The 25,845-nt window shown below is 60.2% G+C and carries 25 protein-coding genes; 12 read left to right on the top strand and 13 right to left on the bottom strand.

Annotated elements, in window-relative coordinates; genetic code table 11:
• Nucleotides 1-11 precede the first annotated feature (11 nt).
• Together J1G33_RS23060 and J1G33_RS23055 are read left to right on the top strand one after the other, a co-directional pair.
• The gene (locus J1G33_RS23060) at nucleotides 12-737 is read left to right on the top strand and encodes a hypothetical protein (protein ID WP_223018825.1); all 726 of its coding nucleotides are present in this window, start codon (nucleotides 12-14) and stop codon (nucleotides 735-737) included.
• A 14-nt stretch (nucleotides 738-751) separates the two neighbouring features.
• Complete coding sequence (locus tag J1G33_RS23055) at nucleotides 752-2,902, top strand: lipase family protein (RefSeq protein WP_223018819.1); 2,151 nt, start codon at nucleotides 752-754, stop codon at nucleotides 2,900-2,902.
• Between the two features lie 8 nt (nucleotides 2,903-2,910).
• Here the strand turns inward: J1G33_RS23055 and codA are convergent, their stop codons facing one another.
• The 5 genes from codA to J1G33_RS23030 all read right to left on the bottom strand — a co-directional run bounded on the left by codA (nucleotide 2,911) and on the right by J1G33_RS23030 (nucleotide 7,833).
• A complete protein-coding gene (gene codA, locus J1G33_RS23050) occupies nucleotides 2,911-4,146 on the bottom strand; it encodes a cytosine deaminase (RefSeq protein ID WP_223018818.1) in 1,236 nt (411 codons plus the stop codon).
• 50 nt (nucleotides 4,147-4,196) lie between these two features.
• Nucleotides 4,197-5,465 carry a cytosine permease gene (gene codB / locus J1G33_RS23045; RefSeq protein WP_078820844.1) on the bottom strand — a complete coding sequence of 423 codons (1,269 nt, stop codon included), beginning with the start codon at nucleotides 5,463-5,465 and terminating at the stop codon, nucleotides 4,197-4,199.
• Nucleotides 5,466-5,614: 149 nt separating this feature from the next.
• Complete coding sequence (locus tag J1G33_RS23040; RefSeq protein WP_032876827.1) at nucleotides 5,615-6,238, bottom strand: NUDIX hydrolase; 624 nt, start codon at nucleotides 6,236-6,238, stop codon at nucleotides 5,615-5,617.
• 62 nt (nucleotides 6,239-6,300) lie between these two features.
• Entirely contained in the window at nucleotides 6,301-6,657 is a 357-nt protein-coding gene (gene queD / locus J1G33_RS23035) for a 6-carboxytetrahydropterin synthase QueD (RefSeq protein WP_003190259.1), read from the bottom strand.
• 96 nt (nucleotides 6,658-6,753) lie between these two features.
• On the bottom strand, nucleotides 6,754-7,833 hold the full coding sequence (locus J1G33_RS23030; protein WP_223018817.1) for a patatin-like phospholipase family protein: 1,080 nt from the start codon (nucleotides 7,831-7,833) through the stop codon (nucleotides 6,754-6,756).
• Between the two features lie 159 nt (nucleotides 7,834-7,992).
• Between J1G33_RS23030 and J1G33_RS23025 the strand changes: the two genes are divergently transcribed.
• From J1G33_RS23025 to J1G33_RS23010, 4 genes are read left to right on the top strand one after another with little or no spacing between them, the layout of a single operon-like run.
• Nucleotides 7,993-8,295 (top strand): PepSY domain-containing protein, encoded by a 303-nt coding sequence (locus J1G33_RS23025; protein ID WP_005786863.1) that lies wholly within the window; start codon nucleotides 7,993-7,995, stop codon nucleotides 8,293-8,295.
• Entirely contained in the window at nucleotides 8,295-8,606 is a 312-nt protein-coding gene (locus tag J1G33_RS23020) for a PepSY domain-containing protein (RefSeq protein ID WP_078820847.1), read from the top strand. The genes J1G33_RS23025 and J1G33_RS23020 overlap by 1 nt, the downstream gene beginning before the upstream one ends.
• Nucleotides 8,606-9,274, top strand: coding sequence for a response regulator transcription factor (locus tag J1G33_RS23015; protein WP_005786867.1), 669 nt, complete (start codon nucleotides 8,606-8,608; stop codon nucleotides 9,272-9,274). The genes J1G33_RS23020 and J1G33_RS23015 overlap by 1 nt, the downstream gene beginning before the upstream one ends.
• Nucleotides 9,271-10,584: a sensor histidine kinase gene (locus tag J1G33_RS23010; protein ID WP_078820848.1), complete on the top strand. Its 1,314-nt coding sequence runs from the start codon at nucleotides 9,271-9,273 to the stop codon at nucleotides 10,582-10,584. The genes J1G33_RS23015 and J1G33_RS23010 overlap by 4 nt, the downstream gene beginning before the upstream one ends.
• A 128-nt stretch (nucleotides 10,585-10,712) precedes the next feature.
• Here the strand turns inward: J1G33_RS23010 and J1G33_RS23005 are convergent, their stop codons facing one another.
• Nucleotides 10,713-12,860, bottom strand: coding sequence for a methyl-accepting chemotaxis protein (locus J1G33_RS23005; RefSeq protein ID WP_223018816.1), 2,148 nt, complete (start codon nucleotides 12,858-12,860; stop codon nucleotides 10,713-10,715).
• A gap of 236 nt (nucleotides 12,861-13,096) precedes the next feature.
• On the opposite strand from J1G33_RS23005, the gene J1G33_RS23000 reads away from it, so the two are divergent.
• Both J1G33_RS23000 and J1G33_RS22995 read left to right on the top strand, forming a co-directional pair.
• The gene (locus J1G33_RS23000; RefSeq protein WP_223018824.1) at nucleotides 13,097-14,416 is read left to right on the top strand and encodes a Na+/H+ antiporter NhaC family protein; all 1,320 of its coding nucleotides are present in this window, start codon (nucleotides 13,097-13,099) and stop codon (nucleotides 14,414-14,416) included.
• Nucleotides 14,417-14,539: 123 nt separating this feature from the next.
• Nucleotides 14,540-16,219: a methyl-accepting chemotaxis protein gene (locus J1G33_RS22995; RefSeq protein WP_223018815.1), complete on the top strand. Its 1,680-nt coding sequence runs from the start codon at nucleotides 14,540-14,542 to the stop codon at nucleotides 16,217-16,219.
• Nucleotides 16,220-16,223: 4 nt separating this feature from the next.
• On the opposite strand, the gene yegQ is transcribed toward J1G33_RS22995, so the two are convergent.
• A complete protein-coding gene (gene yegQ, locus J1G33_RS22990) occupies nucleotides 16,224-17,537 on the bottom strand; it encodes a tRNA 5-hydroxyuridine modification protein YegQ (RefSeq protein ID WP_148854441.1) in 1,314 nt (437 codons plus the stop codon).
• 171 nt (nucleotides 17,538-17,708) lie between these two features.
• Here yegQ and J1G33_RS22985 point away from each other — a divergent pair, with 171 nt between their 5' ends.
• Nucleotides 17,709-18,776, top strand: coding sequence for an AI-2E family transporter (locus J1G33_RS22985; protein ID WP_223018814.1), 1,068 nt, complete (start codon nucleotides 17,709-17,711; stop codon nucleotides 18,774-18,776).
• A gap of 3 nt (nucleotides 18,777-18,779) precedes the next feature.
• On the opposite strand, the gene J1G33_RS22980 is transcribed toward J1G33_RS22985, so the two are convergent.
• The 3 genes from J1G33_RS22980 to J1G33_RS22970 form a co-directional block, all read right to left on the bottom strand.
• Entirely contained in the window at nucleotides 18,780-18,962 is a 183-nt protein-coding gene (locus J1G33_RS22980; protein WP_005786881.1) for a hypothetical protein, read from the bottom strand.
• A gap of 91 nt (nucleotides 18,963-19,053) precedes the next feature.
• Nucleotides 19,054-19,248: a hypothetical protein gene (locus J1G33_RS22975; RefSeq protein ID WP_003190284.1), complete on the bottom strand. Its 195-nt coding sequence runs from the start codon at nucleotides 19,246-19,248 to the stop codon at nucleotides 19,054-19,056.
• A 219-nt stretch (nucleotides 19,249-19,467) separates the two neighbouring features.
• Nucleotides 19,468-19,845 (bottom strand): hypothetical protein, encoded by a 378-nt coding sequence (locus J1G33_RS22970; RefSeq protein ID WP_223018813.1) that lies wholly within the window; start codon nucleotides 19,843-19,845, stop codon nucleotides 19,468-19,470.
• 156 nt (nucleotides 19,846-20,001) lie between these two features.
• Between J1G33_RS22970 and J1G33_RS22965 the strand changes: the two genes are divergently transcribed.
• Complete coding sequence (locus tag J1G33_RS22965) at nucleotides 20,002-20,820, top strand: shikimate 5-dehydrogenase (protein WP_032876805.1); 819 nt, start codon at nucleotides 20,002-20,004, stop codon at nucleotides 20,818-20,820.
• A gap of 114 nt (nucleotides 20,821-20,934) precedes the next feature.
• Here J1G33_RS22965 and J1G33_RS22960 read toward each other — a convergent pair whose 3' ends face one another.
• The gene (locus J1G33_RS22960) at nucleotides 20,935-21,585 is read right to left on the bottom strand and encodes a DUF480 domain-containing protein (RefSeq protein WP_032876803.1); all 651 of its coding nucleotides are present in this window, start codon (nucleotides 21,583-21,585) and stop codon (nucleotides 20,935-20,937) included.
• Nucleotides 21,586-21,701: 116 nt separating this feature from the next.
• On the opposite strand from J1G33_RS22960, the gene J1G33_RS22955 reads away from it, so the two are divergent.
• Nucleotides 21,702-22,211, top strand: a complete 510-nt coding sequence (locus J1G33_RS22955; RefSeq protein ID WP_223018812.1) for a DUF1993 domain-containing protein — start codon at nucleotides 21,702-21,704, stop codon at nucleotides 22,209-22,211.
• A 68-nt stretch (nucleotides 22,212-22,279) separates the two neighbouring features.
• Here J1G33_RS22955 and sstT read toward each other — a convergent pair whose 3' ends face one another.
• Nucleotides 22,280-23,500, bottom strand: a complete 1,221-nt coding sequence (gene sstT / locus J1G33_RS22950; RefSeq protein WP_078820854.1) for a serine/threonine transporter SstT — start codon at nucleotides 23,498-23,500, stop codon at nucleotides 22,280-22,282.
• Between the two features lie 241 nt (nucleotides 23,501-23,741).
• Here sstT and J1G33_RS22945 point away from each other — a divergent pair, with 241 nt between their 5' ends.
• Nucleotides 23,742-24,896: an MFS transporter gene (locus J1G33_RS22945; RefSeq protein ID WP_216091021.1), complete on the top strand. Its 1,155-nt coding sequence runs from the start codon at nucleotides 23,742-23,744 to the stop codon at nucleotides 24,894-24,896.
• A gap of 21 nt (nucleotides 24,897-24,917) precedes the next feature.
• Here the strand turns inward: J1G33_RS22945 and nhaR are convergent, their stop codons facing one another.
• A complete protein-coding gene (gene nhaR, locus J1G33_RS22940) occupies nucleotides 24,918-25,820 on the bottom strand; it encodes a transcriptional activator NhaR (RefSeq protein WP_223018811.1) in 903 nt (300 codons plus the stop codon).
• Nucleotides 25,821-25,845 lie beyond the last annotated feature (25 nt).

The raw sequence follows: 25,845 nt of genomic DNA, 5'->3' as shown, positions 1-25,845 counted from the left end.
GGGGCGGGGGGATTCGGGGGTGCGCGGGGCGGGTGGTGGATAGTTTTACATTGGAGGTGGATTTGCCGGCCCAGTTTGAACTTAAAACTGCTGCCAATTACCGACCTGCGACGGGTGAACGCTGCGTTTTACCCAGGCGTCGAGGTAAGAGACCAGAGCGAAAAGTCTTTTTCACGGAATACAAACCGGTAGCGAGCAGGATTAGCTATGAACTGCCGCTGGCTGAAACGGTAGAGGGTTGCCCGTTGGTACTGCGCAGTGTGGAGTTTGGTTTTTATGCGAAGTGGGGCGCGCGGGATACAGATGTGGGGGGGGATGATGCCTATATCTCTATTAGCGATCATCTGGATATACCTGGGATGCAGGAGAAAGGAGTGAAGGAGCTATCAGGTCAGTGTCAATGGTTGTTTCGGACAGTAGGTCCCTTTCATGCAATCAGGAAAATCCTCCAGTGCCGTTCGGTTAATTCGCTAGGACAGTTGCAGACAACACGCGTTGGTGGAACTGCACAGCGCGATCAACTGCGGGGGAGAACCCTCAGGGTGATGCTAAAGATGACTGATGAGGAACGCCCCGCTTTTGGCGATAACTGGGTCGCTGTTCCAGGAGGGTGGAAACGCTGCAAGGGTATAGATTTTGCCGATCTGGATGCTTACTGCAATGGCAATAACACCGATTTCAAGCCAATAAAAATGCCGGATGGCCGCATCTGCAATATTTATCCAACGTGTGAGTGATAAGGAGTTAAGCCATGTATTTGGACGCAAGGAAGCGATCCTTTTTCAGCGACAGTGCGCCAGCTTGTTCATTGCGAGGGCACTGGGTCAGCTTTTGCCTGGTCGATGAGCTCGGGGTTGGCGCGACGTATGGCGGCCTGCCATATACCGTCCGCGACAGTGTAGGACAGCAGTACAAGGGTAGATTGAATGGAGAAGGCTTTGCCAAGCTGGAAAATATTAATAGCGGCCCCGTCATCCTTGTTTTTGATGACCTGTATTCAGGAGCAGGGCAGCCATATCGTCGGTTAATGATGCGACCGACCTATCAGCTTCCAGTTACCGAGCTTCAAGTTCGTGCTGAGCAGACTGGATTTGCTATGGCCGATGGGCGTCGCGTTGAGGCTAATCCTGCACAACAACAAGCCAACCAATTCTACCAAGTCGAAGTCAGGGATCTAGTACGCCATGTTGCCCACTTACCTGCGATAACGCCTCGTGCCCATAGTCCCAAACGTCATGTACTGAAAATGATGGCCGACCTTGGATTCGGCCCACCCGAGCCAACGTTGTCAGGTATCGTACTGTTCCCTAACAACCACACTGTCCTCGAAGTACGACCACTACGGGCGTTGCGCCCAATGCTATGTATTGAAGACAGATTCAGTGCCCTGAACCTGTACCAGCTCGCATTGTTTGCCGCGTTGAGTTATTGCGATTTTGGGCAGGAACCCTCAGAAAGGCCTTTGCATGAAGTCCGGTTTCCGCTCGATCCAAGCGTTGGAAATTTATTCGCTGAACAGCTTTCGTTGTATCACGAAGCCTGGCGAATTGACCCGAAGCAAGTGCAGCGTTTTTATCCGCTCTATGAAGAGGTCCCTTATTCCAGCCGTTTCGAAATCCTGCCATTCGATCCTGAGTTGTATCCCCAAAACCGACCGGAACTGAAGGAAGAACAGGAGCACCCTGCGCGCTTGCACTTTTTCGATGACGAAAAATTCGGCACCGACACCCAGGCTTTCATCACTCACCACGATGAGGTAATCCTGATCGCTGTGCGAGGAACCGTCAGCCGTGCCGATGTGCTACGTGACGCAGACGCCCATCAGGTAGCGTTTGCCGAAGGCGTTGGAAAAGTGCATGACGGATTTTATCAAGCCTACCGGGCTATGCGTGATTTCGTATTGCGATACCTTGATCAGTTTCACACCGGCCAACGCATTGTAATTTGCGGCCACAGCCTCGGCGGCGCCATTGCATTGCTGTTGGCCGAAGGACTGCGCCGAACGCCGGACGCCCACTACAACATCCTCCTTTACACCTATGGGGCGCCCCGTGCCGTTGACTCCGAATTCACTGCCGGCGCTTCATCACTGGTCCACCACCGCATCGTCAATCACAACGACCCCGTGCCTAGTGTCCCCGCCCCCTGGATGAACACCACCGCCAAACTCTGGATACCCGGTGCCATCACCTTATTCAGTACTCCTGTACCCGGTGGCCTGTTGTTCGCCGCCGGGTTGGTGCGCATGGGGGGCAACCCCTATCAACATCATGGTGAACAACATCACTTCATGCCGATCACGCTCCCGGATGGCACCCATTCTTCGGTGTTATGGAAGCCGGGCTGTGAGTCCATCGAAGAGGCGGGTTGTAATCGCGCATTGCAACTGCAGGGCGACATGCCCGACCGCGACAATCTATTGAGGCAGCTTTTTCAGGCCGGTCAACACTTCATGACCACCAGCTACATCCCTGCGGCCTGGGCTACATTGCGGCGCTGGCAACAAACCCTGGATAGCCAAGGCCCCTTGGTGACTCCAAGGGAGTTTGAGCTGCTCGACCAGGCTCTTGAGGACATGCGCGCGCAACTGCGGGCCAAACGGCGTGACCTCGCCCGTCTACGCCCTGCCAATGATCGCAGCCATGAAACCAACGATGCCTTGAACGCCGAGATCGACCGTTTGCACACCAGCCGTGAGCGTCTGGCCAGCCTGCGCTGGCGTCGCCTTCAAGCCCGCGATGTCTACGGCAGTCATGCGGAGGCTGCGCACCTGCACGCCAGCCTCAAACGCTGGTTCAGCCACCGTGAGAATCGCGAGCCTGCTCAATTTGCCAGCATCCCACCGCCTTCCCACGATGATCTGGCAAGGGCGCAAACACTGGATATCGACTCCATCGTCTAGCCACCGGGTTACATAAACTCCACCTGTGCCGGTTGCCGCTTCATCAGCACCTTGCCATTGCGGATCGAGTACAGCGGCAGGCCCTGGCTACGAATGACTTCGTAGTCGCTGTCGGCCGACAGGATCAGCAGGTTGGCAGGGCGGCCGGCTTCCAGACCGTAGCGGTCACCCAGGGCCATGGCCTTGGCACTGTTGTCGGTGACCAGGTCCAGCGCGCTTTGCAGGTTGCGGTAGCCGAGCATATGGCAGATGTGCAGGCCGGCTTCCAGCACGCGCAGGATGTTGCCATTACCCAACGGGTACCAGGGATCGACGATGGAGTCCTGGCCGAAACACACGTTCATGCCGGCTTCGAGCAACTCGTTGACACGGGTGACGCCGCGGCGTTTCGGGAAGCTGTCGAAGCGGCCTTGCAGGTGGATGCTTTCGGTGGGGCAAGACACAAAGCTGATGCCGGAATGCCCCAGCAGGCGAAACAGTTTGGCGCAGTACGCGTTGTCGTAGGAGCCCATGGCCGTGGTGTGGCTGGCGGTGACGCGGGTGCCCATGTCGCGGCTGCGGGCTTCTTCGGCAAGTACTTCGAGAAAGCGTGAGTGAGGGTCATCGGTTTCGTCACAATGCACGTCCACCAGGCAACCGGTGCGTTCGGCCAGGTCCATGAGGAACTTCACCGAACTGACCCCTTGATCGCGGGTGTATTCGAAGTGGGGGATGCCGCCGATTACGTCGGCGCCCAGGCGAATGGCTTCCTCCATCAACTCGCGGCCATTGCGGAACGACTCGATGCCCTCCTGGGGGAAGGCAACAATTTGCAGGTCGATCAGGTGCGTGCTTTCTTCACGCACTTGCAGCATGGCTTTGAGCGCGGTGAGGTCCGGGTCGGTGACGTCGACATGCGTGCGCACATGCTGGATACCGTGGGCGGCGAGGGCCTGGATGGTTTTTTTGGCCCGGGCCTTGGTGTCTTCCTGGGTAATGGTGGCCTTGCGTTCCCCCCAGCACTCGATCCCCTCGAACAGCGTACCGCTCATGTTCCAGCGCGGTTCGCCGGCAGTGAGCGTGGCATCAAGGTGGATGTGGGGTTCGACGAAAGGCGGTATCACCAGGTTGCCGGCGGCGTCCACATCGCCGGCCGCGAGCGTGGGAACGCTGGTTTGCGCAGTAATACTGGCGATCCGGCCGTGTTCCAGGTGCAGATCATGCAAGCCTTCACGGTTGCGCAGGCGGGCATTGATGATGTGCATGGTCAAGTTCCTCTTGGCTAAAAACAATCAGGCAGGCAGCCGCCGGATCCTCAAGGCGATATCGATGCCCCGGCGGTCATGATGCGTAGTATGGCGCTGAGCAACACGTAGGTCAGCGATGCGGCAACAATTCCCACCAGCGGCGCGACCCATGGCGAATTGAACGCCAGTACGGTACCCACCCCATACGCTACCAGACCCGGCCAGTTGAATGCCGGCAGGCGAGCATCCGCCAGGCGCGGGTATTGGCCCCCATAACGATAGAAGAAGTCCGCCATGATCACCCCGCCAATGGGCGGGATCACGGTGCCCAGCAGGATCAGGTACGGCACCAGCAGGTCGTACATGCCAAGCAAGGCGAGCAGGGTGCCGATTACTGCACCGGCCAGGGTCACCGTTTTGCGGCGCTGGGTGCGCAGCAGGTTGCAACCGGCGACGGCGAAGTTGTAGATGGTGTTGTCCTGGGTGCTCCAGATATTGAGCAGCAACATCGCCATCGCGGCCATGGCGAAACCTTGCAACAGTAAAACCTCTACCACATCCGGTTGCTGATAGACGATGGCGCCATAGGCGCCGATCAGCACCATCAGGCCATTGCCGATAAAAAAGCCGATCAGGCTGGCCAGCACCGCGACCTTGGCCGAGCGCGAAAACCGCGTCCAGTTGGTGGCCTGGGTCGCACCGCTGACGAAGGTGCCGAACACCAGGGTAATCGCCGTGGACAAGTCCAACTCTGCGGTCGGCACCACCGCCAGCAGCCCCGGTAGCCCGCCGACCTTCACCGTGGCGACCCACATCGACAGGATCAACAATAACCCCATTGCAGGCACTGCGATCCAGGACAGGATTTCCAGCCCGCGATACCCCACATAGGCGGTGGCGCAGAACAATAAGCCAAACACCATCATCAGCCCCAGCACACTGCCTGGGCTCAGTTGGAAATATTTGCCCAATACTACGGCCGCCGTGGCAGTGCCCCAGGCATACCAGCCGATCTGGGTAAAACCGAGGATCAAGTCGCTGAGCTTGCTGCCCACTTCGCCAAAACAGAAACGCCCCATCAACACCGAATTCAGGCCGCTCTTGAACGCGATGTAACCCAGGCCTGCGGCATAGATACCCAACAACAGGTTACCCAGGGCCACGACGCCGAGCATGTCGATGAAACTGAACGCCACCCCCAGCTTGCCGCCGGCAAACATGGTTGCGGTAAAAAAGGTAAAACCCAGCAACACCATGGCCGTGGACGCAAGGCCTTTGCGCGCATGCAGGGGGACTTCGCTGAGGGGGTAATCGTTGCCAGGTGGTTGCTGCGTCATGGGGGCTGCTCCCTGAGTAGTGACGCAGCTCGTTTGCATCGTGCGTGCCAACGCAGAGGCGGGTAGATATCAGCTAGCGCAAGCAAGCCCCTTCAAGTTACCCCAGCCCAATCCGGTGCAGAAGCAGTGCAGCGGTGAGCCAAACTGGCTCAGTCGAACAGCGTCTGCGTGGTCTCACCCCGATGAAACGCAAAGGCCGCCTCAAGATCACTTTCAATCGTGCGCCCGCGAGACAGGGGCGGCAGATCATCCAGTGTGAAAAAACCGACTTCGGTGGTTTCAAAACCTGCCATGGGCGCGAGTTGGTCTACCCGGTCACACAGGAAGTACAACTTGTAGAAATCCCTCACATCCGGCCGGTACAAGCCCTTGGCTTTGTGCGTCACGCTGTATAACGCCCTTGCGGTGACCGTCAGCCCGGCTTCTTCGCGGATTTCCTTGACAATGTTCTCGGCCGCCGACAAACCGATGTCGGCATAACCACCAGGTAATGCCCAGCAGCCATCCGTCGACTCCCGTACCAGCAAAATCCGCTCACCTTCGATCACTGCACCGCGTACATCGATCATCGGCGTCGAATATCTCTGGGCAAAATCCGAGACCAGGCCGTTGATACGCTCCAGCGGCACGTTGCCCAATTGCGCCAGCATGGTGTGGGCGATCAGGGCAATTTCTTCCAGACGTTCGCGCTCGAAATCGTCGGTGCAGAAATGCAGCCCCGTGGAAGCCAGTGCCTGCAAGCGCTTGGCGTGGGCCAGCCAGGTGTTTTCCATCACGTTCTCCTGTAGGCATTTCCAAAAAAACCACCCGCAGGTGGTTTTCGACACGCTACCGCTTACTCGCCGCGATAGATGCAGCCGCTGGTGCAAGTCTCATGGATGCGGATTGCACTGAGCTCCGGCAGCAGAGGTTTCAATTCATTCCAGATCCACTTGGCCAGCACTTCGCTGGTGGGGTTTTCCAGGCCGGGGATGTCATTGAGGTAGTTGTGGTCGAGGCGCTCATAGAGCGGCTTGAAAATCGCCTTGATCTCCGAGAAGTCGCGAATCCAGCCGGTATGGGGATCCAGGTCGCCGCTCAGGTGGATGGCCACCTTGAACGAATGCCCATGCAGGCGCCCGCATTTATGGCCTTCCGGTACGTGGGGCAGGCGGTGGGCGGATTCGAATGTAAATTCCTTGAAGATTTCCACAGTGTTTTCAGCTCGGTCAGGTGTCTGGCAGGCGGCGAGTTTAACAGTTTGATCAACCCTTGCGCATACCGCCCCTCGCCAGCAGGCCCCATGGGGTCAAAGGGCTTGCAAGTGTTCGCCCAATTTACCGTTATCTGCCAATGCCAGGAACTCATCCCCCAGCCGCCGGCTCTCGCTCATCGCGGTTTGCCAATATTTGTTGCGGCTCAGGTCGTCGCCCATAAAGCGCTTGAAGTCACTGCGGTCTGGCAGTTTGCCGTGGGGCAGGCGGGCCAGATAGTCCCTGGATGGCGCCAGCAACAATACATCCTGCAAGCCTTGCGGGTTGCTGCGTCGCCACGGCAGGCCCTTATCAAACCAGCCGGGGATGACTCGGTCGGTGAAGTGCGGGTACAGCACGATGTCATCGCCGTGATAGGGCAGGTCGAGGTGGTAGTCCAGCAGGCCGCCGTCGCGGTAGGTGCCGGCCCCGGCGCCGGGCAGGTCGCGCACGCCTTGCATGACCATGGGGATTGAGCCGGATGCCAGTAGCGCCTGGCGCAGGTTGCCCAGTTCCAGGTCGATGAAGCGCGAGGCAAAGTCCTTGAGCGGATGTACCGGCGGCGCCTGGCGCGGGTCGTGGATGATCAGCCGCTCGAAATGCCGCGACAGCCGGGCGCGGCCCCGCAGGTTATCGGCAATTACCGACGACAAGCCCAGCCCCAGCCGCCCACGGTGGTCATCGGCAAGCAGCCCGTGGCTCTTGACCACCATGATGTTCAGCCGGTAGTCGGGGTTGTCCAGCACCCGCGCATCACGGCCGGCCAGCAGGTCATCGAGCATCCGTTGGCAGCTCTGACTGACTTCGGCCATGGTCACGCCCTTGGCGAAGCGCTGCTCGTTATACAAGCGGCCCAGGTCCAGCAAGCCCTGCACCGGGTCGGGCAAGCAGGCGCTGGCAAACCGCCACGAACCAATGGAAGCGCCGATCAGCGCGCGTTCCCTTGGTGCGCGCGGCAACCAGTCACCGAACAGCGCCAAGTCCAGCCCTTGGATACCCAGGGCCTTGGGGCCACCGGCCGCACCGGGGAGGATGCCCACTTCGGCAGGCGCAAGTCCCTGCTCGCGAATACGGCTGAGCGCGCGTTTGCCTGCCTTGAGGGTCAAGGCAGGGAACTTGATATGGATGGCAGTCATACCGGTCTCTGTTGAGGCAAGCGGGGCATTATAGAAAATCTCGCTGGCAGTGGGGAAAACGGTCCGCTTGGAAATTGCCATGGTGGCAATTCAGTTTCAGTTAAGTTGCGACAGGTACCGTGACCGGCGTAGGAAAACATCATGTAACGGAGACTTATCATGAAGCGCCTCACTGTTCTGGGCGCCGCCGCTATCATCATCGTTACGGCGACCCAGGCCGCCGCGGCGGACCCTGACAAGCCACTGATCGTGCCCGCCACTGTTACTATTGTCGCTTTCGATCAATTGGAAGCCACGGCCCTGGCCCTTCACCCCGGTTCGACGCTACTGGACACCGACCTGGATGAGGAATACGGCAAGTACGTCTACGAAGTGGAGCTGCAAGATGCCGACGGCATTGAATGGGACGTTGAATTGAACGCGCTCACCGGGCAGGTTCTCAAGAATCATCAGGATACGTAATGAAGGTAAATTTACGCGTCGGCAGTCGAGTGGCGCTGTTGCTCATGATTTTTTGCTCCAGCCTGGCGGCCCGCGACCTCAACCAGGATGAAGCCCTGGCCCTGCGCCAGCAGGGCGTGATTCTGCCGCTGGAACAGCTGCTGCACCAAGCCATGGCGCGTTATCCCGGCTCGCGGCTGCTGGAGGCCGAGCTGGAAAAGAAACACGGGCAATACGCCTATGAAGTGGAATTGGTGACTACCGAAGGCGTGGTACGCGAGATCAAGCTGGACGCGACCAATGGTGTGTTGATCAAAGATGAGGAAGACTGATGCGCCTGCTTCTGGTGGAAGACAACGTACCCCTGGCCGACGAACTGCTGGCCGGCCTGCAGCGCCAGGGCTATGCGGTCGACTGGCTGGCCGATGGCCGCGACGCCGTGTATCAAGGGCGCAGCGAGCCGTATGACCTGATCATCCTCGACCTTGGCCTGCCTGGCTTGCCCGGGCTTGAGGTGCTGGCGCAATGGCGGGCCGCCGCGCTGGCCATCCCGGTACTGATCCTCACCGCCCGCGATTCCTGGGCCGAGCGTATCGAAGGGCTCAAGGCCGGAGCCGATGATTACCTGAGCAAACCCTTTCACCCCGAAGAACTGTACTTGCGCATCCAGGCGCTGTTACGCCGCTCCCACGGCCAAGCCAACCAGCCAACGCTGCAAGCCGCCGGCCTGCATCTGGATGAAGGTCGCCAGTGTGTACTGCGCGATGGCGCCGAGATCCAACTGACGGCCGCTGAGTTTCGCTTGCTGCGCTATTTCATGCTGCACCCCGAACAGATTCTGTCCAAAAGCCATCTGGCCGAGCATTTATATGACGGCGAGACCGAGCGTGACTCCAATGTACTGGAGGTCCATGTCAACCATCTGCGCCGCAAACTGGGGCGCAGCGTCATCGAAACCCGGCGCGGCCAGGGCTACCGATTTGGCGCCACCCCGGCATGAAGTCGATCCAGCGGCGCCTGAGCCTGGGGTTGATCAGCGTGATGGTGATCGTCGGCGTGGTACTGGCGCAGACCAGCCTCTTGCTGTTCGAAGCAGGCTTGCAGCGCTACCTGGAGGCGGGCTTGCGCAACGACAGCGAGAACCTGCTGGTGGCGCTGGTGCGCGGGCCCAACGGCGTCCAGTTGGATGAACAGCGCCTGTCGCCGGCTTATCAGCGGCCGTTCTCCGGGCATTATTTTCGTATCGACTTTGCCGATGTCCATTGGCGCTCCCGTTCACTGTGGGATCAGGAGCTGCCCAGGCTCCCGGAGGCGGGGCTCAAGGGCAACCTGCAATTGGGCCCGGAAGGTCAGCAGTTGTTGGTGTTGCGCTCGGACTACAAGCGCTTTGGCAAGTTGATTTCCATCAGCGTGGCGCAGGACTACACACCCGTGCGGGAAAGCTTTCGCCTGATGCGTCAGGTGGGCCTGGTGGTGGGGGTGGTGGCGCTGCTGCTGGTGCTGGTGCTGCAACGGGTCACCGTGCGTCGCGCCTTGCGCCCGCTGGAGACGGCGCGCAACCAGATCGCCCAACTGCAGCAAGGCCAGCGCTCCCAACTCGACACTCAGGTGCCGCAGGAACTGGAACCGCTGGTGGCGCAAATCAACCATTTGCTGGCCCACACTGAAGACAGCCTCAAGCGCTCACGCAATGCCCTCGGCAACCTGGGCCATGCGCTGAAAACCCCTATGGCAGTGCTGTTGAGCGCAGCCTCCAGTGATGCGCTCAAGGATCATCCGCAGTTGAGCCAGTTGTTGCGCGAGCAGCTGGAACAGGTGCAGCAGCGCCTCAATCGCGAGCTTAACCGTGCCCGCCTGGCGGGCGATGCGCTGCCGGGTGCACTGTTTGACTGTGAAAAAGAACTACCCGGTTTGTTGGCCACCCTGCGCATGATCCATGGTGAGCACCTGGACCTCGCCTATCATGTCGCGCCGGGTCTGCATTTGCCCTGGGACCGTGAAGACCTGTTGGAACTGCTGGGCAACCTGTTGGACAACGCCTGCAAGTGGGCGGATGCCGAGGTGCGCTTGAGCGTCAGCGAGACGCCCCGGGGCTACCTGTTGGCGGTGGAGGACGACGGTCCGGGCATTCCTCAGGCCCAGCGCGACCAGGTATTCAGTCGCGGCGCACGCCTGGATGAGCAGAGGGTCGGCCATGGCCTGGGATTGGGGATCGTGCGGGACATCGTTGAGGTGTGGGGCGGGGTGTTGCAGTTGCAGGAAAGTGAGCTGGGTGGGCTCAAGGTATTGATCGAGCTACCACGCCGCTAGCACTGACCCACCCCAGTTCAAAAATGTGGGAGCTGGCTTGCCTGCGATAGCATCGACTCGGTTTGCCTGAAATACCGAGGTGTTGCATCGCGGGCAAGCCCGGCTCCCACAGAAAAGCCTGGCTGCATTCAGACCCGAAACTGATCCATCAACCCCTGCTGCTGGTTGGCCAGGCTGTTCAACGCCTGGCTGACCCGCGCCGATTCATTGGCCTGTTCCGACAGCGACTCGGTTACATCGCGAATGGTCGCCACGTTGTTGTTGATCTCTTCGGCCACCGCGCTTTGCTCTTCGGCGGCGCTGGCGATTTGCAGGTTCATGTCGCTGATCACCGTGACGGCGTCGCCAATCTGGCGCAAGGCCGTGACGGCCTGGCCGACTTGTTCGACGCTGCCTTGGGCCTGGCGATAGCTGTTGCCCATGGAGCTGACCACGTCGGTAGTACCGTTTTGCAATTGTTCGATCACCAGGCGGGTTTCTTCCACCGACTCCTGGGTGCGTCGTGCCAGGTTGCGCACTTCGTCGGCGACCACCGCAAAACCTCGCCCGGCCTCGCCGGCACGGGCGGCTTCGATAGCGGCGTTAAGCGCCAACAGGTTGGTCTGCTCGGCGATGCCACGAATCACTTCGAGCACCGAGCCGATCTTCTCGCTGTTAGCGGCCAAGCCTTCCACCTGGGTCATGGCGGTGCTCATATCGGCGGCCAGGTCACCAATGTTGGCGGTGGTGCGGTCTATGACGGTCAAGCCTTCGCGCGTCGCCTGGTCGGCATCCTTCGCAGCTTGGGCCGCCTGAGCGGCACTGCGGGCGACGTCCTGGGCGGTGGCACTCATTTCATGGGACGCGGTGGCCACCTGATCCACCTGGCGATACTGCTGTTCCATGCCGGCACTGGTCTGCGTAGCAATCTCGGCGGACTGGTCGGCGGTGCCGCGGGCGTCCTGCACCGAGCGCTTTACCTCGGCAATGATCGGTTGCAGCTTGTCGAGGAAACGGTTGAACCAGCCAGCCAATTGGCCCAGTTCGTCCTGTTTGCTGTAAGCCAGGCGCCGGGTCAGGTCGCCTTCGCCGCTGGCGATGTCTTCGAGCATATGCGCCACGCCAAGGATCGGCCGAGTCACACTGCGCGCCATCAGCCACACCAGCACCAAGCCAACCACAGCGGCCAGCAGGCCCAGGCCCAGTTCCAGCAGGGTGCCCTTGGCATTGTCAGCGTCCAGCTGGGTTTTCAGCGCCTCGGCGGGGGCTACCAGAACTTTTCCCGGTACATCCAGCAATACGCCCCACGACTTGCCCCCTGGGATCGGCGCAAACGGCGCCAGCACCTTGAGTTGCTGGTCGGTGCGCAGGCTGTGGGCCTGGGTGCTGTTGGCCAAGGCACTGACCAACTGCGCACCGCTGGCGGTGTCGACCTGCTCCAGGCGCTGGCTGAGTTTGCTGGCATCCGGGCTGTAGCCGGCCAGCAAGCCGGTGGGGCTGAGGATGCTGACTTGGGTCTGGCCGTCGTACAGCTTCTGGCTGGCCTGTTGGCTCACGGCCTGCAAGCTGTTGAGGTTGATGTCCACCGACAGTGACGCAATGACTTTGCCATTGACCATCAGCGGGAACACGATGCTGGTCATCAGCACGTTCTGGCCGTCGATCACATAGAAATAGGGTTCGATCACACACGGCTTGAGGGTCGTGCGCGGGCAGGTGAACCAGGCGTTGGCTTTTTCACCGCTTGGGCTAATGGAGGTGTCGGTCATGTCGCTTTCAGGCAGCGCCATTGAGGTGATCTTGCCCGGCGTTGGTTGCGACCAATACAGGGCGAACCGGCCTTTGTCATTACTGCCCAGTTCCGCCTGGTTGGCGAATAGCTCGTCTTTGCCATCCAGCGCATTGGCTTCGAATACCAGGGACAAACCCAGCAGGTCGGGGTTGGCCTGTAAGGCGGCCTTGACCTGGCGGGTCAGGTCTTCACGGGTGTCGAAGGCATCGAGAAAGCGTTTCTCCGCCTGTTCGCGCAAAAACAGTACCTGGCGGGAAAACCCATGGCCGTATTGGTAGGCATCCATGAACTGCTGGCGAATGCCCAGCGCCTGCACTTCACCTTGGGCCTCAATGCGCGCCTGGGCGGCTTCGTCGAGCATCTTCATGCTGGACGCCTTGACCTGCTCCGAGCTCTGCGCCATGCGATACAGCGACAGACCCACCAGCAGGGTCACGATCCCAAGCAGGCACAGGCCCGCCAGCAGGGTGATTTTCCATTGAATGGAGAGCTGCCTGAGCGACATCGGGACATCCTTACCTGAAAGCACATGGAAACAGTTTATCGGCCGGCGCCCGTGGTTCTTTATTCAAACGCCCCATTTAAACCTCAAAGCGGCGTCGTTTTTTGACATGAGCGCCTGCCTGCTGCAAAGTGCGCGCCCTCTAATAAGACCTCTTTCAAGCCTGCACGCCGGCAGCTGTTCCCATGGGCCGTGCGCGGGCATGCCTGTCTTTTATGTTTTTGCTTGAGGTAACCATGATTAACGCAGTCATCGCCGCGGTCGGCACCATGCTGGTGCTCAGCCTGTCCCGCGTGCATGTGGTCATCGCCATCATCGTTGGTGCCCTGGTGGGCGGCTTGACCGGTGGCCTGGGGATCGACGCCACGCTCAAAGCCTTCAACGGCGGTCTGGGCGGTGGTGCAACCGTCGCCTTGTCTTACGCACTGCTGGGCGCTTTCGCGGTGGCCATTGCCAAGTCCGGCCTGGCCCATGCGCTGGCAGACAAAGCCTTGCTGCTGGTGGACCGCCAGGAAGCCAGCGGCGGCAGCCACGTCAAATGGCTGTTGATCGGCCTGTTGTGGGTGGTGGCGATTGCCTCGCAGAACATCCTGCCGATCCATATTGCGTTCATTCCGTTGCTGGTACCGCCGCTGTTGTACGTGCTGACCAAGCTGCAACTGGACCGCCGCCTGATCGCGTGTGTGATGACCTTCGGCCTGATCACGCCATACATGTTCCTGCCGGTGGGCTTCGGCAATATCTTCCTCAACCAGATCCTGTTGGCCAACGTGGCCAAGAGCGGCGTGGATATCAGCCAGGTCAACGTCACCCATGCCATGGGCCTGCCGGCACTGGGCATGGTGGTCGGCCTGCTGGTGGCGGTGTTTGTCAGCTACCGCAAAAAGCGCGTGTACGACCTGGAAAAAATCGAGCGTGTTGAGCAAGTGGCGGTGCAGTACAACCCGCTGACCCTGCTGGTGGCCGGCCTGGCGATTGCCTCGGCGTTTATCATCCAGTTGTGGCTGGACTCGATGATTATCGGCGCCCTGGCCGGGTTTTTGATCTTCTCGGTGTCGGGCATCGTGCGCTGGAGCGACACCGATGACCTGTTCACCGAAGGCATGAAGATGATGGCGATGATCGGCTTCATCATGATCGCCTCGTCAGGCTTTGCCGAAGTGCTCAAGGCCACCGGTGACGTACGCTCACTGGTGGAAGCCTCGGCGGCGTTTATCGGCCATAGCCGCGGGGTAGGGGCGTTGCTGATGTTGTTGGTGGGGCTGTTGGTCACCATGGGCATCGGCTCGTCGTTTTCCACGGTGCCGATCCTTGCCGCGATTTTCGTGCCGCTGTGCGTACAACTGGGCTTCAGCCCGTTGGCCATCGTGTGCATCGTCGGCACCGCCGGTGCATTGGGCGATGCCGGCTCGCCCGCCTCGGACTCCACCCTCGGCCCCACCTCCGGCCTGAATATCGACGGTCAGCACCACCATATCTGGGACACCGTGGTGCCGACCTTCCTGCACTACAACATCCCGTTGCTGGCGTTTGGCTGGCTGGCTGCGATGACGCTCTGACGCAAGCACTGCACCTCTACGGTGGCGAGGGAGCTTGCTCCCTCGCCACACAAGCTCGCTCCTACAGAAATCACTTACCTGGCCGTTAACCTCTCAAGTCGCCACTAACAAGAGAGAAAAGCCATGCGTCTGAGTTTGAAGGCCAAAGTCCTGGCCCTTGCCGTTGTGCCGGTGTTGCTGTTTGCCGTGGTCATCAGCCTCACCACCGTGTGGATTCTGCAGGGCCAGGCCCGCAACGAAGTGGATGAAACCCGCCAGCGCCTGCTTGACGACGCCAAGGCCACTTTGCAAGGCTATGTCGAAGTGGCCATGACCACCATCAAGCCGCTCTACGACGCAGCCGCTCCCGGCGATAGCACGGCGCGGGCGCAGGTGGTCAAGTTGCTGTCCAACACCCGCTACGGCAAAGACGGTTATTTCTTCGGCTACGACTCCGAAACCATCCGCCTGTTCAAGGGCAACAGCCCGGACGGCGTAGGCAAAAGCTTCAAGGACAACCGTGACCCCAACGGTGTCTACGTCAATCGCGACCTGGTCAAGGTCGGCAAGGACGGCAGCCACTACTTGCAATACAGCTCGACCCAACCCGGCCAGACCGAACTGGTACCCAAGCTCGGCTACACCGAATACCTGCCCAAATGGGACATGGTTATCGGCACCTCTGTGAACCTGGACGGTATCGAGGCCCAGGTGGCGGTGGTCCAGGACAAGGTCGAACAGCGTATGCAAGGCGTGCTGCTGAGCATCCTTGGCGTGGCTGTGGTGGTGTTGCTGGTGATTGCGGCGGTGGGCATGTTAGTCGCCAATACCATCCTGCGCCCGCTGAGCCTGATGAAAGCCAACCTCGACGACATCGCTGCCGGTGAAGGCGACCTGACCCGCCGCCTGGCCATCACCAGCCAGGATGAACTGGGCGACCTGGCCGGTGCGTTCAACCGGTTTGTCGATAAAATCCACGGCCTGGTGCGCCAGATCACCGAAATGACCGCCCAGCTCACCGGGCTGGTGAGCCAGGTGTCCGACCAGGCCCAGCGCTCCGAACAGGCCATGGAACGCCAGCGTCACGAGACCGACCAGGTGGCCACCGCGATCAACCAGATGTCGTCCGCGGCCCATGAAGTGGCGCGCAGTGCCCAGGGCGCTGCGGTCGCCGCGCAACAGACCGACGCCGAGGGCCAGGCCGCCAAACGCGTGGTGGACGGCAGCATCGCGCAGATTCACGCGCTGGTGAACGATATCCGCAGCAGCGGTGTGTCCCTGGACAGCCTGCAGCAGGATGTGTCGTCGATTGTCAGTGTGCTCGGTGTGATTCGCTCGATTGCCGAACAAACCAACCTGCTGGCGCTCAATGCGGCCATCGAGGCTGCGCGGGCCGGGGAGGCCGGCCGTGGGTTTGCCGTGGTCGCCGATGAAGTGCGCGCCCTGGCCAGCCGTACGCAAAGCAGCACCCAGGAAATCCAGGGCATGATCGATCGCCTGCAAAAGGGCACCGAAGCCGCCGTTGACGCGATGCGTCGCTCCAGCGATGCGGGCGAAGGCACCTCGGCCCAAGCCAACGAAGCCGGGGCGTCCCTCGATACCATGGCCCAGCTGATCGGTACCATTAACTCGATGAACGCGCAGATCGCCAGCGCCGCCGAAGAGCAGACTGCTGTGGCCGAAGAGATCAACCGCAGCGTGCATCAGATTGCTGTGGCGGTGGACAGCGTAGCGGATGAAACCCAGCTCGGCGCCCAGACCTCGCGCAGCCTCGCGGACCTGGGCCAGCGGTTGGGGCAGTTGGTCGGTCAATTCAGGATCTGAGGTTCTACAAATCGCGCATCAGTAGGCCAAAACGCAGGTCCATCTCGACCGGCAAGGGCACATACACCGTGTGCCCATCTCCCGGCGCCACCTCAATGGCTTGCCCCTTGGCGTTGTGCAAGGTGGCCAAGTCAAAGTGAAAGTTGCCGGCGGGCGTCATCAATTCCAGGTGATCGCCCGCGGCAAAGCGATTCTTTACCTTGACCTCGGCCAACTCCCCGCGACGTTCGCCGGTCAATTCCCCAACAAACTGCTGGCGCTCGGACACCGAGCTGCCGTTCTGGTAGTTCTGGTATTCGTCGTGCACATGCCGACGCAGGAAACCTTCGGTGTAGCCGCGCTGGGCCAGGGACTCCAGATTGGTCATCAAGCCGCGATCAAACGCGCGCCCGGCCACCGCGTCGTCGATCGCCTGGCGATACACCTGGGTGGTGCGTGCGCAATAGAAATGGGATTTGGTGCGGCCCTCGATCTTCAATGAGTGCACGCCCATCTGCGCCAGGCGCTCCACGTGCTGCACGGCGCGCAAGTCTTTGGCGTTCATGATGTACGTGCCATGTTCGTCTTCAAAGGCCGGCATTTGCTCATCGGGACGGTTGGCTTCCTGTAACAGGAATACCTGGTCGGTGGGTGTGCCGACCCCCAGCGTCGGCTGATGGTGCTGGACGATGTCGCCGGTCGCGTTCTCCACTGCCGGCGTGGCCTGGTATTTCCAGCGGCAGGCATTGGTGCAGGTGCCTTGGTTGGCGTCGCGCTTGTTCATGTAGCCCGACAGCAGGCAGCGCCCGGAATAGGCCATGCACAGGGCGCCATGTACGAACACCTCCAGTTCCATGGTCGGTACGTGCTGGCGGATCTCGCCGATTTCTTCCAGGGACAGTTCCCGCGACAGGATCACCCGGCCAATGCCTTGCTGCTGCCAGAATTGCACGCTGGCCCAGTTCACCGTGTTGGCTTGTACCGACAGATGAATCGGCATCTGCGCGAAATGCTGGCGCACCAGCATGATTAGCCCAGGGTCGGACATGATCAGCGCATCCGGGCCCATGGCGATCACCGGCGCCAGGTCCTTGAGGAAGGTCTTGAGCTTGGCGTTGTGTGGCGCAATGTTCACCACCACATAGAAACGCTTGCCTTGCGCATGGGCTTCCTGGATGCCGAGGGCGAGGTTGACGTGGTCGAATTCGTTGTTGCGCACGCGCAGGCTGTAGCGTGGCTGGCCGGCGTAAACCGCATCGGCACCGTAGGCGAAGGCGTAGCGCATGTTTTTCAGGGTGCCGGCGGGAGCGAGCAGTTCGGGGGCAATCATCGGAGGCATGGGCGTGGGTCGCAAAAAGGCGCGAGGGTAGTGCACGGGCGGTCACAGTTTATTGACCCAGGTCTAAACAAGCCGATCTATGCTTGTTCGATAAACAAGGGCACTCCCAGGTTTCGCCGCGGACTAAGCAACAGGGCTGACACCGGCCCGGCTTTCTCATATGGACCGGACATGAATCAAACCAACCTGCAATTCAAAACCCTGCTGCTATTGCTGGCGCTGGTGACCATCGCCTTTATCTGGATATTGCTGCCGTTCTATGGCGCGGTGTTCTGGGCGGTGATCCTCGGCATCATCTTCGCGCCGATGCAGCGCCGCCTGCAGCAGCGCTTCAGTTGGAACCGCAACCTGACCTCCCTGACCACCTTGATGGTGTGCCTGGTGATCGCGATTCTGCCCGTGATCATTACCAGTGCGTTGCTGGTTCAAGAGGGGGCCACGCTGTATAAAAACGTCGAAAGCGGCAAGCTCGACGTGGCCGGTTATATCGAGCAATTCAAGAACTTCCTGCCGCCGTACTTCCAGCAACTGCTCGATCGCTTTGGCATGGGCAACCTGGAAGGGCTGCGCGAAAAGGTGGTCAAGGGGGCGATGCAGGGCAGTCAGTTCTTCGCTTCCCAGGCGTTCAGCTTCGGCCAGGGCACCTTTGATTTCCTGGTGAGCTTTTTCATCATGCTGTACCTGCTGTTCTTCCTGCTGCGCGATGGCCCCGAGCTGGTGCGCAAGGTGCGCACGGCGGTGCCATTGGCCGAGCCGCAAAAGCGCCGCCTGCAACTCAAGTTCAACCGGGTGGTGCGGGCCACGGTCAAGGGCAACGTACTGGTGGCCGTGACCCAGGGTGCGCTGGGTGGTTTGATCTTCTGGTTCCTGGATATCCCCAGTGCGTTGCTCTGGGCGGTACTGATGGCGTTCCTGTCCTTGCTGCCGGCGGTGGGCGCAGGGATTGTCTGGGCGCCAGTGGCCGTTTATTTCCTGTTGAGCGGCGCCCTCTGGCAAGGCGTGGTGCTGGGGCTTTTTGGCGTATTCGTGATTGGCCTTGTGGACAACGTGCTGCGTCCGGTCCTGGTGGGCAAAGATACCAAGATGCCGGACTACCTGATCCTGATCTCGACCCTGGGCGGCTTGTCGGTGTTTGGCCTCAACGGCTTCGTGATCGGGCCGCTGGTGGCGGCCTTGTTCATGTCGTGCTGGGCGTTGTTCGCCGAAACCAAGCCGCGGGTCAAGTTGCCCTTGCCTTAGGTCTCAGGCCTGGAGCCTGAAGTCGGCCGCCAGCCGGCGTTGTGTTTCGGCGTCAGACAACGAAGTGAGCGGGCCGCTGATAGGCTCGCCATCACGTACCACGTACCAGCAGGCAAGCAAGCCGAGCTTGCGCAGAGGGGTGGGAACGGCGCTACCGATGACAGACATGATTTGAACAGTGGGCATAAGGACCTCCAATCGCTATGGAGGTCACCTTAAGGGGTGTCGCTATCCAGGAAAAATCACCTGGCTCGATAGTCGACATCAACGCCAGGCGTTAATCCACCACCTGGTCGAGCATGTTCACCACTTCGTGTTCACTGAGCAGCCCCTTGCGCACCAGGTTTTCAGCCAACAGCGCCAGGAACTTCGCGCTGCGATGGCCTTCAAGGTGCTTGAGCTCGGTCAAGGCGCTGTAGACCTTGCTGGACGTGCAGAGGCCGGCGGTGCGGTGCGGATTCTGGGTGGGCATGTTCGTTCGTCCTTAATTGTTATTGGTGGACCGGGTCGATAGTGAGACTGTTTTATGACGCAACCATGACAGCGCACGCCTGGGCCGATCAAGAGGATATGCGACTCTTGTACTGTGGGATTGTCGTCATAGCGACATTGGCAGGATTAAACCGGACGTTCCAGGCAAAAAAAGGCCCCGCATGTGGGCGAGGCCTGTTCCACTCAAGTCAATTGAAACTTACCAACCGTGCCGGTAGTAGCCGTGGGGAGGGCCGTAGTAGCCGCGAGGCGGGCCATAATAGCCACGGGGAGGCCCGTAGTAGACCGGCGCCGGGCGATAGTAAACCTGCTGCTGCACGTACACCGGTGGTGGCGGCGCGTAATAGACCGGCGGTGGGGCGGCATACACTGGCTGCGGTTGCACATACACCGGCTGTTGCACATAGACCTCACGAGGCTGGCTGGCAACCACGGAGCCGACGACTGCCGCGCCCACAAGTGCACCGAACACTGCCGGGCCACCCCAACCACCACCGTGGGCGGAGGCTTGGCCGGCCATCGCAAGTGCGCCGATAAGCAAGGCGATGATTCTGGGGATTTTACGCATCATGGTCATTCCTCGGTTAGCCCCTGCGCTTGTGGTCTGCAATCAATAGACCCAAGGATTGTCGCGGGGATACTTTTAAGACAACGTATTTCAAAAAAACAGCACGGCCAGTAGGTAAAGGTTGTGTAAGGTCTGTACCGATTTGCTTACTTAAAGGAGTTACCCATGCAGATGCATCCCAACAAGGACACCCAGCTGTGCATGTCGCTGTCGGCGCGCCCTGGGAACTTTGGCCTGCGTTTTCATAACCATCTGTATGAACAACTGGGGCTGAATTTCTACTATAAAGCCTTCAGCAGCCAGGATTTAGCCGGCGCGATCGGTGGCATCCGAGCCTTGGGCGTGCGGGGTTGTGGGGTTTCCATGCCGTTCAAGGAGGCGGCCATCGCGCTGGTGGACGAACTCGACGATTCGGTTCAAGCCATTGACTCGCTGAACACTATCGTCAACACCAACGGTCATCTCAAGGCTTACAACACCGATTACATTGCTGTCGAGCAACTGCTGAAGAAGCACGCCGTGCCGAAAGATTCCACCTTCGCCCTGCGTGGCAGCGGCGGCATGGCCAAGGCGGTGGCCAGCGCCTTGCGTGATGGCGGTTATGCCAACGGTGTGATCGTAGCGCGCAATGAGGTGGCGGGCCGGGCATTGGCCAGCAACCTGGGGTATGAGTGGCAGGCGGACCTGGGCGACCTGCGTCCACAAATGCTGATCAATGTGACGCCCATTGGTATGACAGGCGGGGCCGAGGCGGATGCATTGGCGTTCGATGCCGACGCGATTGATCAGGCAGAAACTGTTTTTGATGTGGTAGCGATCCCGGCTGAAACGCCCCTGATCGTGCATGGGCGTGCCAAGGGCAAGCGGGTGATTACCGGGTTGGAAGTGATCGCGATCCAGGCGTTGGAGCAGTTTGTGCTTTATACAGGCGTGCGCCCAACGCAGGAGCAGTTCCAGGCGGCAGTGGCCTTCGCCCGAAGCTAAAGACTTACACAAATCCACTGTGGGGCTTGCTCGCGAATAAGGTGTGTCAGTCAATGGATTCTTAACTGATGCACCACTATCGCAGGCAAGCCAGCTCCCACATGTTTATCTGCGTTATGCCTGTTCCAACTGCGCCAGCCGTTCTTCCAGTGCGGCAATCCGCGCTTCCAGCTCTTCGATCCGTTCCACCGAAACAGCCCCCGCGCTACGCTCTACTGGATTGCCTCGCGCGGTCATGATCGCTTCAATATCCGCCGGATCCCCCAGCGCGTGGGTATACCGATCTTCCCGCTGGCCCGCCTGGCGCGGCACCAATACCGCCAACCCTCGGGCAATCAGGCGTTCCAGCTGGTGAACGACCTGCTCGGCATCTTCAAAGTCATGCATACGCCCGCTACGGGTCAGCAACTCGTTCACCGTCTGCGGCCCCCGCAGAAACAGCAACCCGGTCAAGATCACTTGGGCCGGCACCAGTTCCAACGCCTTGTCCACACGGTGTTCCCAGCGGTCTGCACGGCTACCCATCACCAGGCGGGTAAAGCCTTGGCCCTCCAGCGCGCGCAGGCTTTGGCCGACCTGGCCCTGGCTGAGGTTCATCACTGGCTCACGGCTGGTTTTCTGATTGCAGGCCAGCACCAGGGCGTTGAGCGTCAGGGGGTAGGTTTCGGGGTGGGTCGCCTGTTTTTCGATCAGGCAGCCGAGGATGCGGATTTCCGTGCTGTTCAGGCGCGGCTCAGGGGTGTCGGTGTCATGTTCGGCGGTCATCGCGCGTTCCCTATGCAGTGAAGGTCACCAGCGTAATCCTCAAAAAATAAAAGACAAGCGCCGGGCATGGCTATAATCGCCGCTGGTTCCAACCCTGCCATTATCGTGAGACTGACATGACTATTTCCCTGTACGCCGCTTCTATCCCAGTCTTCAAGCAAATGCTCAACGCATTGAGCGATGTGCTGAACAAAGCCGAAGCCCACGCTACTGCCAAGAACATCGAGCCCAATGCCCTGCTGCAAGCGCGCCTGTTCCCGGATATGTTCTCACTGGTGCGCCAGGTACAGATCGCCGTGGACTTCGCCAAAGGCGTGTCGGCACGCCTGGCCGAAATCGAAGTGCCCAAGTACGAAGACACTGAAGTCACCTTCGCCGACCTGCAAGCGTTGATCGCCAAGGTCCTGGCGTTTGTCGACACCATCAAGCCCGAGCAGATCGACGGCAAGGAAGGTATCGAGATCGTCACCCGCCCAGGCACCCCGAAAGAGAAGCGCTTCAGCGGCCAGTCCTACCTGCTGACCTACGGCCTGCCGCAGTTCTTCTTCCACGTCACCACCGCTTACGCTCTGCTGCGTCATAACGGTGTGGAAGTGGGCAAGCGCGATTACATGGGCGCGTTCTAAACCGGCAAGCATAAAAAAGCCCGGTGTCGTTCGTGATTGAACGGCACCGGGCTTTTTTTGCGAGGCGTTTAAGCTGCCTGTTCTTCCTTGCCCAGGCAGGCCGCCGCTGTAAACAACACATCGGTAGACGAATTCAGCGCCGTTTCCGCCGAATCCTGCAATACGCCGATGATGAAACCGACGGCCACCACCTGCATGGCGATTTCACTTGGAATGCCGAACAGGCTGCACGCCAGTGGAATCAGCAGCAGCGAGCCGCCCGCTACACCGGAGGCCCCACAGGCGCAAATGGCCGCGACCACGCTGAGCAGCACCGCGGTCGGCAGGTCCACGGCAATCCCGAGGGTGTGCACGGCCGCCAAGCTTAGCACGGTGATGGTGATTGCCGCACCGGCCATATTAATGGTGGCACCGAGCGGGATCGACACCGAATAGGTGTCTTCATGCAGGCCCAGGCGCTTGCTCAACGCCAGGTTGACCGGAATATTGGCCGCCGAGCTGCGGGTGAAAAATGCAGTAATACCGCTTTCACGCAGGCACATCAGCACCAATGGGTACGGGTTGCGGCGCAGTTTCCAGAACACGATGGCAGGGTTTATCACCAGCGCCACGAACACCATGCAGCCGATTAACACCACCAGCAGGTGCGCATAGCCGAGCAAGGCGCCGAAACCGGAGGTGGCCAGGGTCGAGGCCACCAGGCCGAAGATGCCCAGCGGGGCGAAGCGGATGACCACGCGTACGATCAGGGTCACGCCGTTGGACAGGTCGTCCAGCACCGTGCGGGTGGTTTCACCGGCATGGCGAATGGCAACGCCCATGCCGATGGCCCAGGCCAGGATACCGATGAAGTTGGCATTCATCAGTGCGCTGACCGGGTTATCCACCACACTGAGCAACAGGCTTTGCAGTACCTCGCCAATGCCGCCGGGAGCGCTCACCGTGGCGTCATGGGTGGCCAGTACCAGAGAGGAGGGGAACAACGTGCTGGCGACCACTGCGACCACGGCGGCGGAAAAGGTGCCGAGCAGGTACAGGAACAGGATCGGGCGGATATGGGTTTCCTGGCCATGCTTATGGTTGGCAATCGAGGCCATGACCAGCACAAACACCAGGATCGGCGCAACGGCCTTCAGCGCCGTGACAAACACCTTGCCGATAAAGCCCGTGGCGCGTGCGGCCTCGGGGAACAGCAAGGCCAGCACGATCCCGGCGATCAGGCCGATGACAATTTGTGTGACCAGGCTGACGCGCATTAAACGTTGCAACAGGGAAGGGGCAGCAGTCATAAAGAGTTGTCTCTAGTTTTTTTAGTAGGGCACAGCATTGCAGGCAGAAAGTACTGTAGGAAGCAGGCGCGAAGTCTAGCATGCTGTAGGACGCGTCTCGTTCGCTGCGGCATTCCGTCACCCGTTTACGTCGGATTTGGTCAAGTCCCGACATGTTCTGTTAAGATTCACCCCTCTCATCTTTCCTCTCTATCAGCGAGCCCTTCGGGCTGTCGTTGATGTCGCTGTTTCTGGAGTTTGCATGTTGTTCCCTATCTTGCTGCTGTCGGCAGCCGGTTTTACCGTGCTGACCACAGAATTCGTGATCGTCGGCTTGTTGCCCTCGATCGCCCGGGACCTGAATGTCAGTGTGTCCCAGGCCGGGCTGCTGGTGACGCTCTTCGCGTTTACCGTGGCGGCGTTCGGCCCCTTCCTGACCGCCTACTGCGCGCGGTTCCAGCGTAAGCGTCTGTTTATCAGCATCCTGATCATGTTTGCGGTGGCCAATACCGTGGCGGCATTGGCGCCCAATATTTGGATAATGTCCCTGGCTCGCTTGATTCCGGCGTTGGGCTTGCCGGTGTTTTGGGCCTTGGCCAGCGAAACGGCGGTGGACATTGTCGGCCCTGAATTCGCCGGGCGTGCCATTGAAAAAATCGGCTTCGGCATCGTCTGCGCCACCGTGTTCGGGATTCCGGTAGGCACGCTGATTGCCGATATGTTCGGTTGGCGCACCGCCTTTGCAGTGCTTGCGGTGATTGCCCTGGCCAAGGCGTTATTGCTGTTCATTTACCTGCCGGTGACCCAGGCAAAGAACGAGCAAGTCACCTTGCGCTCGCAATTCAAGATCCTGCGCAGCCCGGTGATGCAGGGCCACATCCTGCTGTCGATTCTGGTCTTCAGCGGCATGTTCACCGCCTATACCTACCTGGCGGATATCCTTGAGCGCTTGGCAGGGTTCGACGGCACGCTGGTGGGGTGGTGCCTGATGGGCTTCGGCGCGGTCGGGCTGATCGGCAATTCCCTCGGCGGGCGCGCGGTGGATCGTCACCCCTTGATTGCGTCCATAGTGTTCTGCGGGTTTATGATCGCGGGCATGGTGGCAGTGGTGCCGGCGATTCATTCCACCATTGGCCTGGCGGCAGCGATGGCGGTATGGGGCGTGACCCAGGCGGCGATGTTCCTGGTCAGCCATGTGCGATTGATGAAGGCGGCTCCCCACGCGCCGGCGTTTGCCGCCTCGCTGAATATCGCCGGGGCCAATCTCGGCATTGGCCTGGGTGCAATGGTGGGTGGGCATGTGATTGACACCCTGGGCCTGGGCAGCCTGGGCTTTGCCGCCTCAGGGTTCATCCTGGTGTCGATCCTGCTCGCACTGTGGCTGATGAGCGCCAAACCTCGCGCGGCCAGCGCCTGATCAAAGGGGCGTGCAGTTTTTTCAGGGCAGGGCGGTAAACAACTCGCGTCTTGCCCCTTCGGTAATCGCCACGATGCCGGGGTGCTTGACCTTGCGCTCCACCGAGATCGCATAGAACGACTCGGTCACCGCGTCGGTCTGGCCGATCAGCGCCACGCCGTATTGGCGCACCACCTCATCGGCAATCACGCCGGGGGCGATGAAGATTCCGCTGCCGGATTGCCCAAACGCTTGCATCAACGCACTGTCGTCGAATTCACCGATGATCCGCGGTTGAATCTGCTGCTCGGCAAACCAGCGCTGCAACCGGCTGCGCACTACGGTCTCTGCCCCCGGAATCAATAACGGCGCACCGTGCAAACACTGTGGGAAATCGCCGCCATGCTGGTCAGCCAACGCCTGGGTGGCGAAAAAACTGATGCCGCATTCCCCCAGTTTCTGGCTGTAGCCCTTGATGTCCAGATGGCTCGGCATCGGGCTGTCGGAAATCACCAGGTCCAGGCGCTGGATCGCCAGGTCGGCGAGTAAACGTTCGAGTTTGTCTTCGCGGCAGGTGATGCGCAGCGGTTCGCTCAGCTCCATGGTGGGGGCGATCAGGCGGTAGACGATGGATTTTGGCACCACATCCGCCACGCCGACCCTGAACGGGATCTGTTGCTCATCGGGCTGGGCGCGCAGCATCGTCTCAAGTTCGTTGCCCGTCTGGAACATCTGCTCGGCGTAGGGCAGCGCCTGGCGCCCGGCTTCGGTCAGCTCAAGCTGGCGCCCCACCCGCTGAAACAGAGCAATGCCAAAGGTTTGCTCCAATAGGCTGATCTGCCCGCTGATGGTCTGGGGCGTGAGGTTCAGCTGTTCGCAGGCACGCACGATGCTCCCAGTCTTGGCCACCACCCAGAAGTAATGCAGTTGTCGATAATTGAGCATCGGGGTCTACACTTCGTAAAAATCG

The sequence above is a fragment of the Pseudomonas sp. P867 genome (assembly GCF_019891455.1).
GTDB lineage: Bacteria > Pseudomonadota > Gammaproteobacteria > Pseudomonadales > Pseudomonadaceae > Aquipseudomonas > Aquipseudomonas synxantha_A.
The sequence above is the reverse complement of the archived record's forward strand: the minus strand, read 5'-3'. Positions and strand labels throughout refer to the sequence as shown.

Coding starts and splice junctions, on each gene's coding strand:
- J1G33_RS23020 (WP_078820847.1), top strand. CDS start 8,295: ATGAAGGTAAATTTACGCGTCGGCAGTCGAGTGGCGCTGTTGCTCATG.
- J1G33_RS23030 (WP_223018817.1), bottom strand. CDS start 7,833: ATGACTGCCATCCATATCAAGTTCCCTGCCTTGACCCTCAAGGCAGGC.
- J1G33_RS22980 (WP_005786881.1), bottom strand. CDS start 18,962: ATGCCCACTGTTCAAATCATGTCTGTCATCGGTAGCGCCGTTCCCACC.
- nhaR (WP_223018811.1), bottom strand. CDS start 25,820: ATGCTCAATTATCGACAACTGCATTACTTCTGGGTGGTGGCCAAGACT.
- J1G33_RS22960 (WP_032876803.1), bottom strand. CDS start 21,585: ATGACCGCCGAACATGACACCGACACCCCTGAGCCGCGCCTGAACAGC.
- J1G33_RS23015 (WP_005786867.1), top strand. CDS start 8,606: ATGCGCCTGCTTCTGGTGGAAGACAACGTACCCCTGGCCGACGAACTG.
- J1G33_RS22955 (WP_223018812.1), top strand. CDS start 21,702: ATGACTATTTCCCTGTACGCCGCTTCTATCCCAGTCTTCAAGCAAATG.
- J1G33_RS22945 (WP_216091021.1), top strand. CDS start 23,742: ATGTTGTTCCCTATCTTGCTGCTGTCGGCAGCCGGTTTTACCGTGCTG.
- J1G33_RS22975 (WP_003190284.1), bottom strand. CDS start 19,248: ATGCCCACCCAGAATCCGCACCGCACCGCCGGCCTCTGCACGTCCAGC.
- codA (WP_223018818.1), bottom strand. CDS start 4,146: ATGCACATCATCAATGCCCGCCTGCGCAACCGTGAAGGCTTGCATGAT.
- J1G33_RS23055 (WP_223018819.1), top strand. CDS start 752: ATGTATTTGGACGCAAGGAAGCGATCCTTTTTCAGCGACAGTGCGCCA.
- J1G33_RS23040 (WP_032876827.1), bottom strand. CDS start 6,238: ATGGAAAACACCTGGCTGGCCCACGCCAAGCGCTTGCAGGCACTGGCT.
- J1G33_RS23025 (WP_005786863.1), top strand. CDS start 7,993: ATGAAGCGCCTCACTGTTCTGGGCGCCGCCGCTATCATCATCGTTACG.
- J1G33_RS22995 (WP_223018815.1), top strand. CDS start 14,540: ATGCGTCTGAGTTTGAAGGCCAAAGTCCTGGCCCTTGCCGTTGTGCCG.
- codB (WP_078820844.1), bottom strand. CDS start 5,465: ATGACGCAGCAACCACCTGGCAACGATTACCCCCTCAGCGAAGTCCCC.
- J1G33_RS23005 (WP_223018816.1), bottom strand. CDS start 12,860: ATGTCGCTCAGGCAGCTCTCCATTCAATGGAAAATCACCCTGCTGGCG.
- J1G33_RS23010 (WP_078820848.1), top strand. CDS start 9,271: ATGAAGTCGATCCAGCGGCGCCTGAGCCTGGGGTTGATCAGCGTGATG.
- J1G33_RS22970 (WP_223018813.1), bottom strand. CDS start 19,845: ATGACCATGATGCGTAAAATCCCCAGAATCATCGCCTTGCTTATCGGC.
- sstT (WP_078820854.1), bottom strand. CDS start 23,500: ATGACTGCTGCCCCTTCCCTGTTGCAACGTTTAATGCGCGTCAGCCTG.
- yegQ (WP_148854441.1), bottom strand. CDS start 17,537: ATGCCTCCGATGATTGCCCCCGAACTGCTCGCTCCCGCCGGCACCCTG.
- J1G33_RS22985 (WP_223018814.1), top strand. CDS start 17,709: ATGAATCAAACCAACCTGCAATTCAAAACCCTGCTGCTATTGCTGGCG.
- J1G33_RS22965 (WP_032876805.1), top strand. CDS start 20,002: ATGCAGATGCATCCCAACAAGGACACCCAGCTGTGCATGTCGCTGTCG.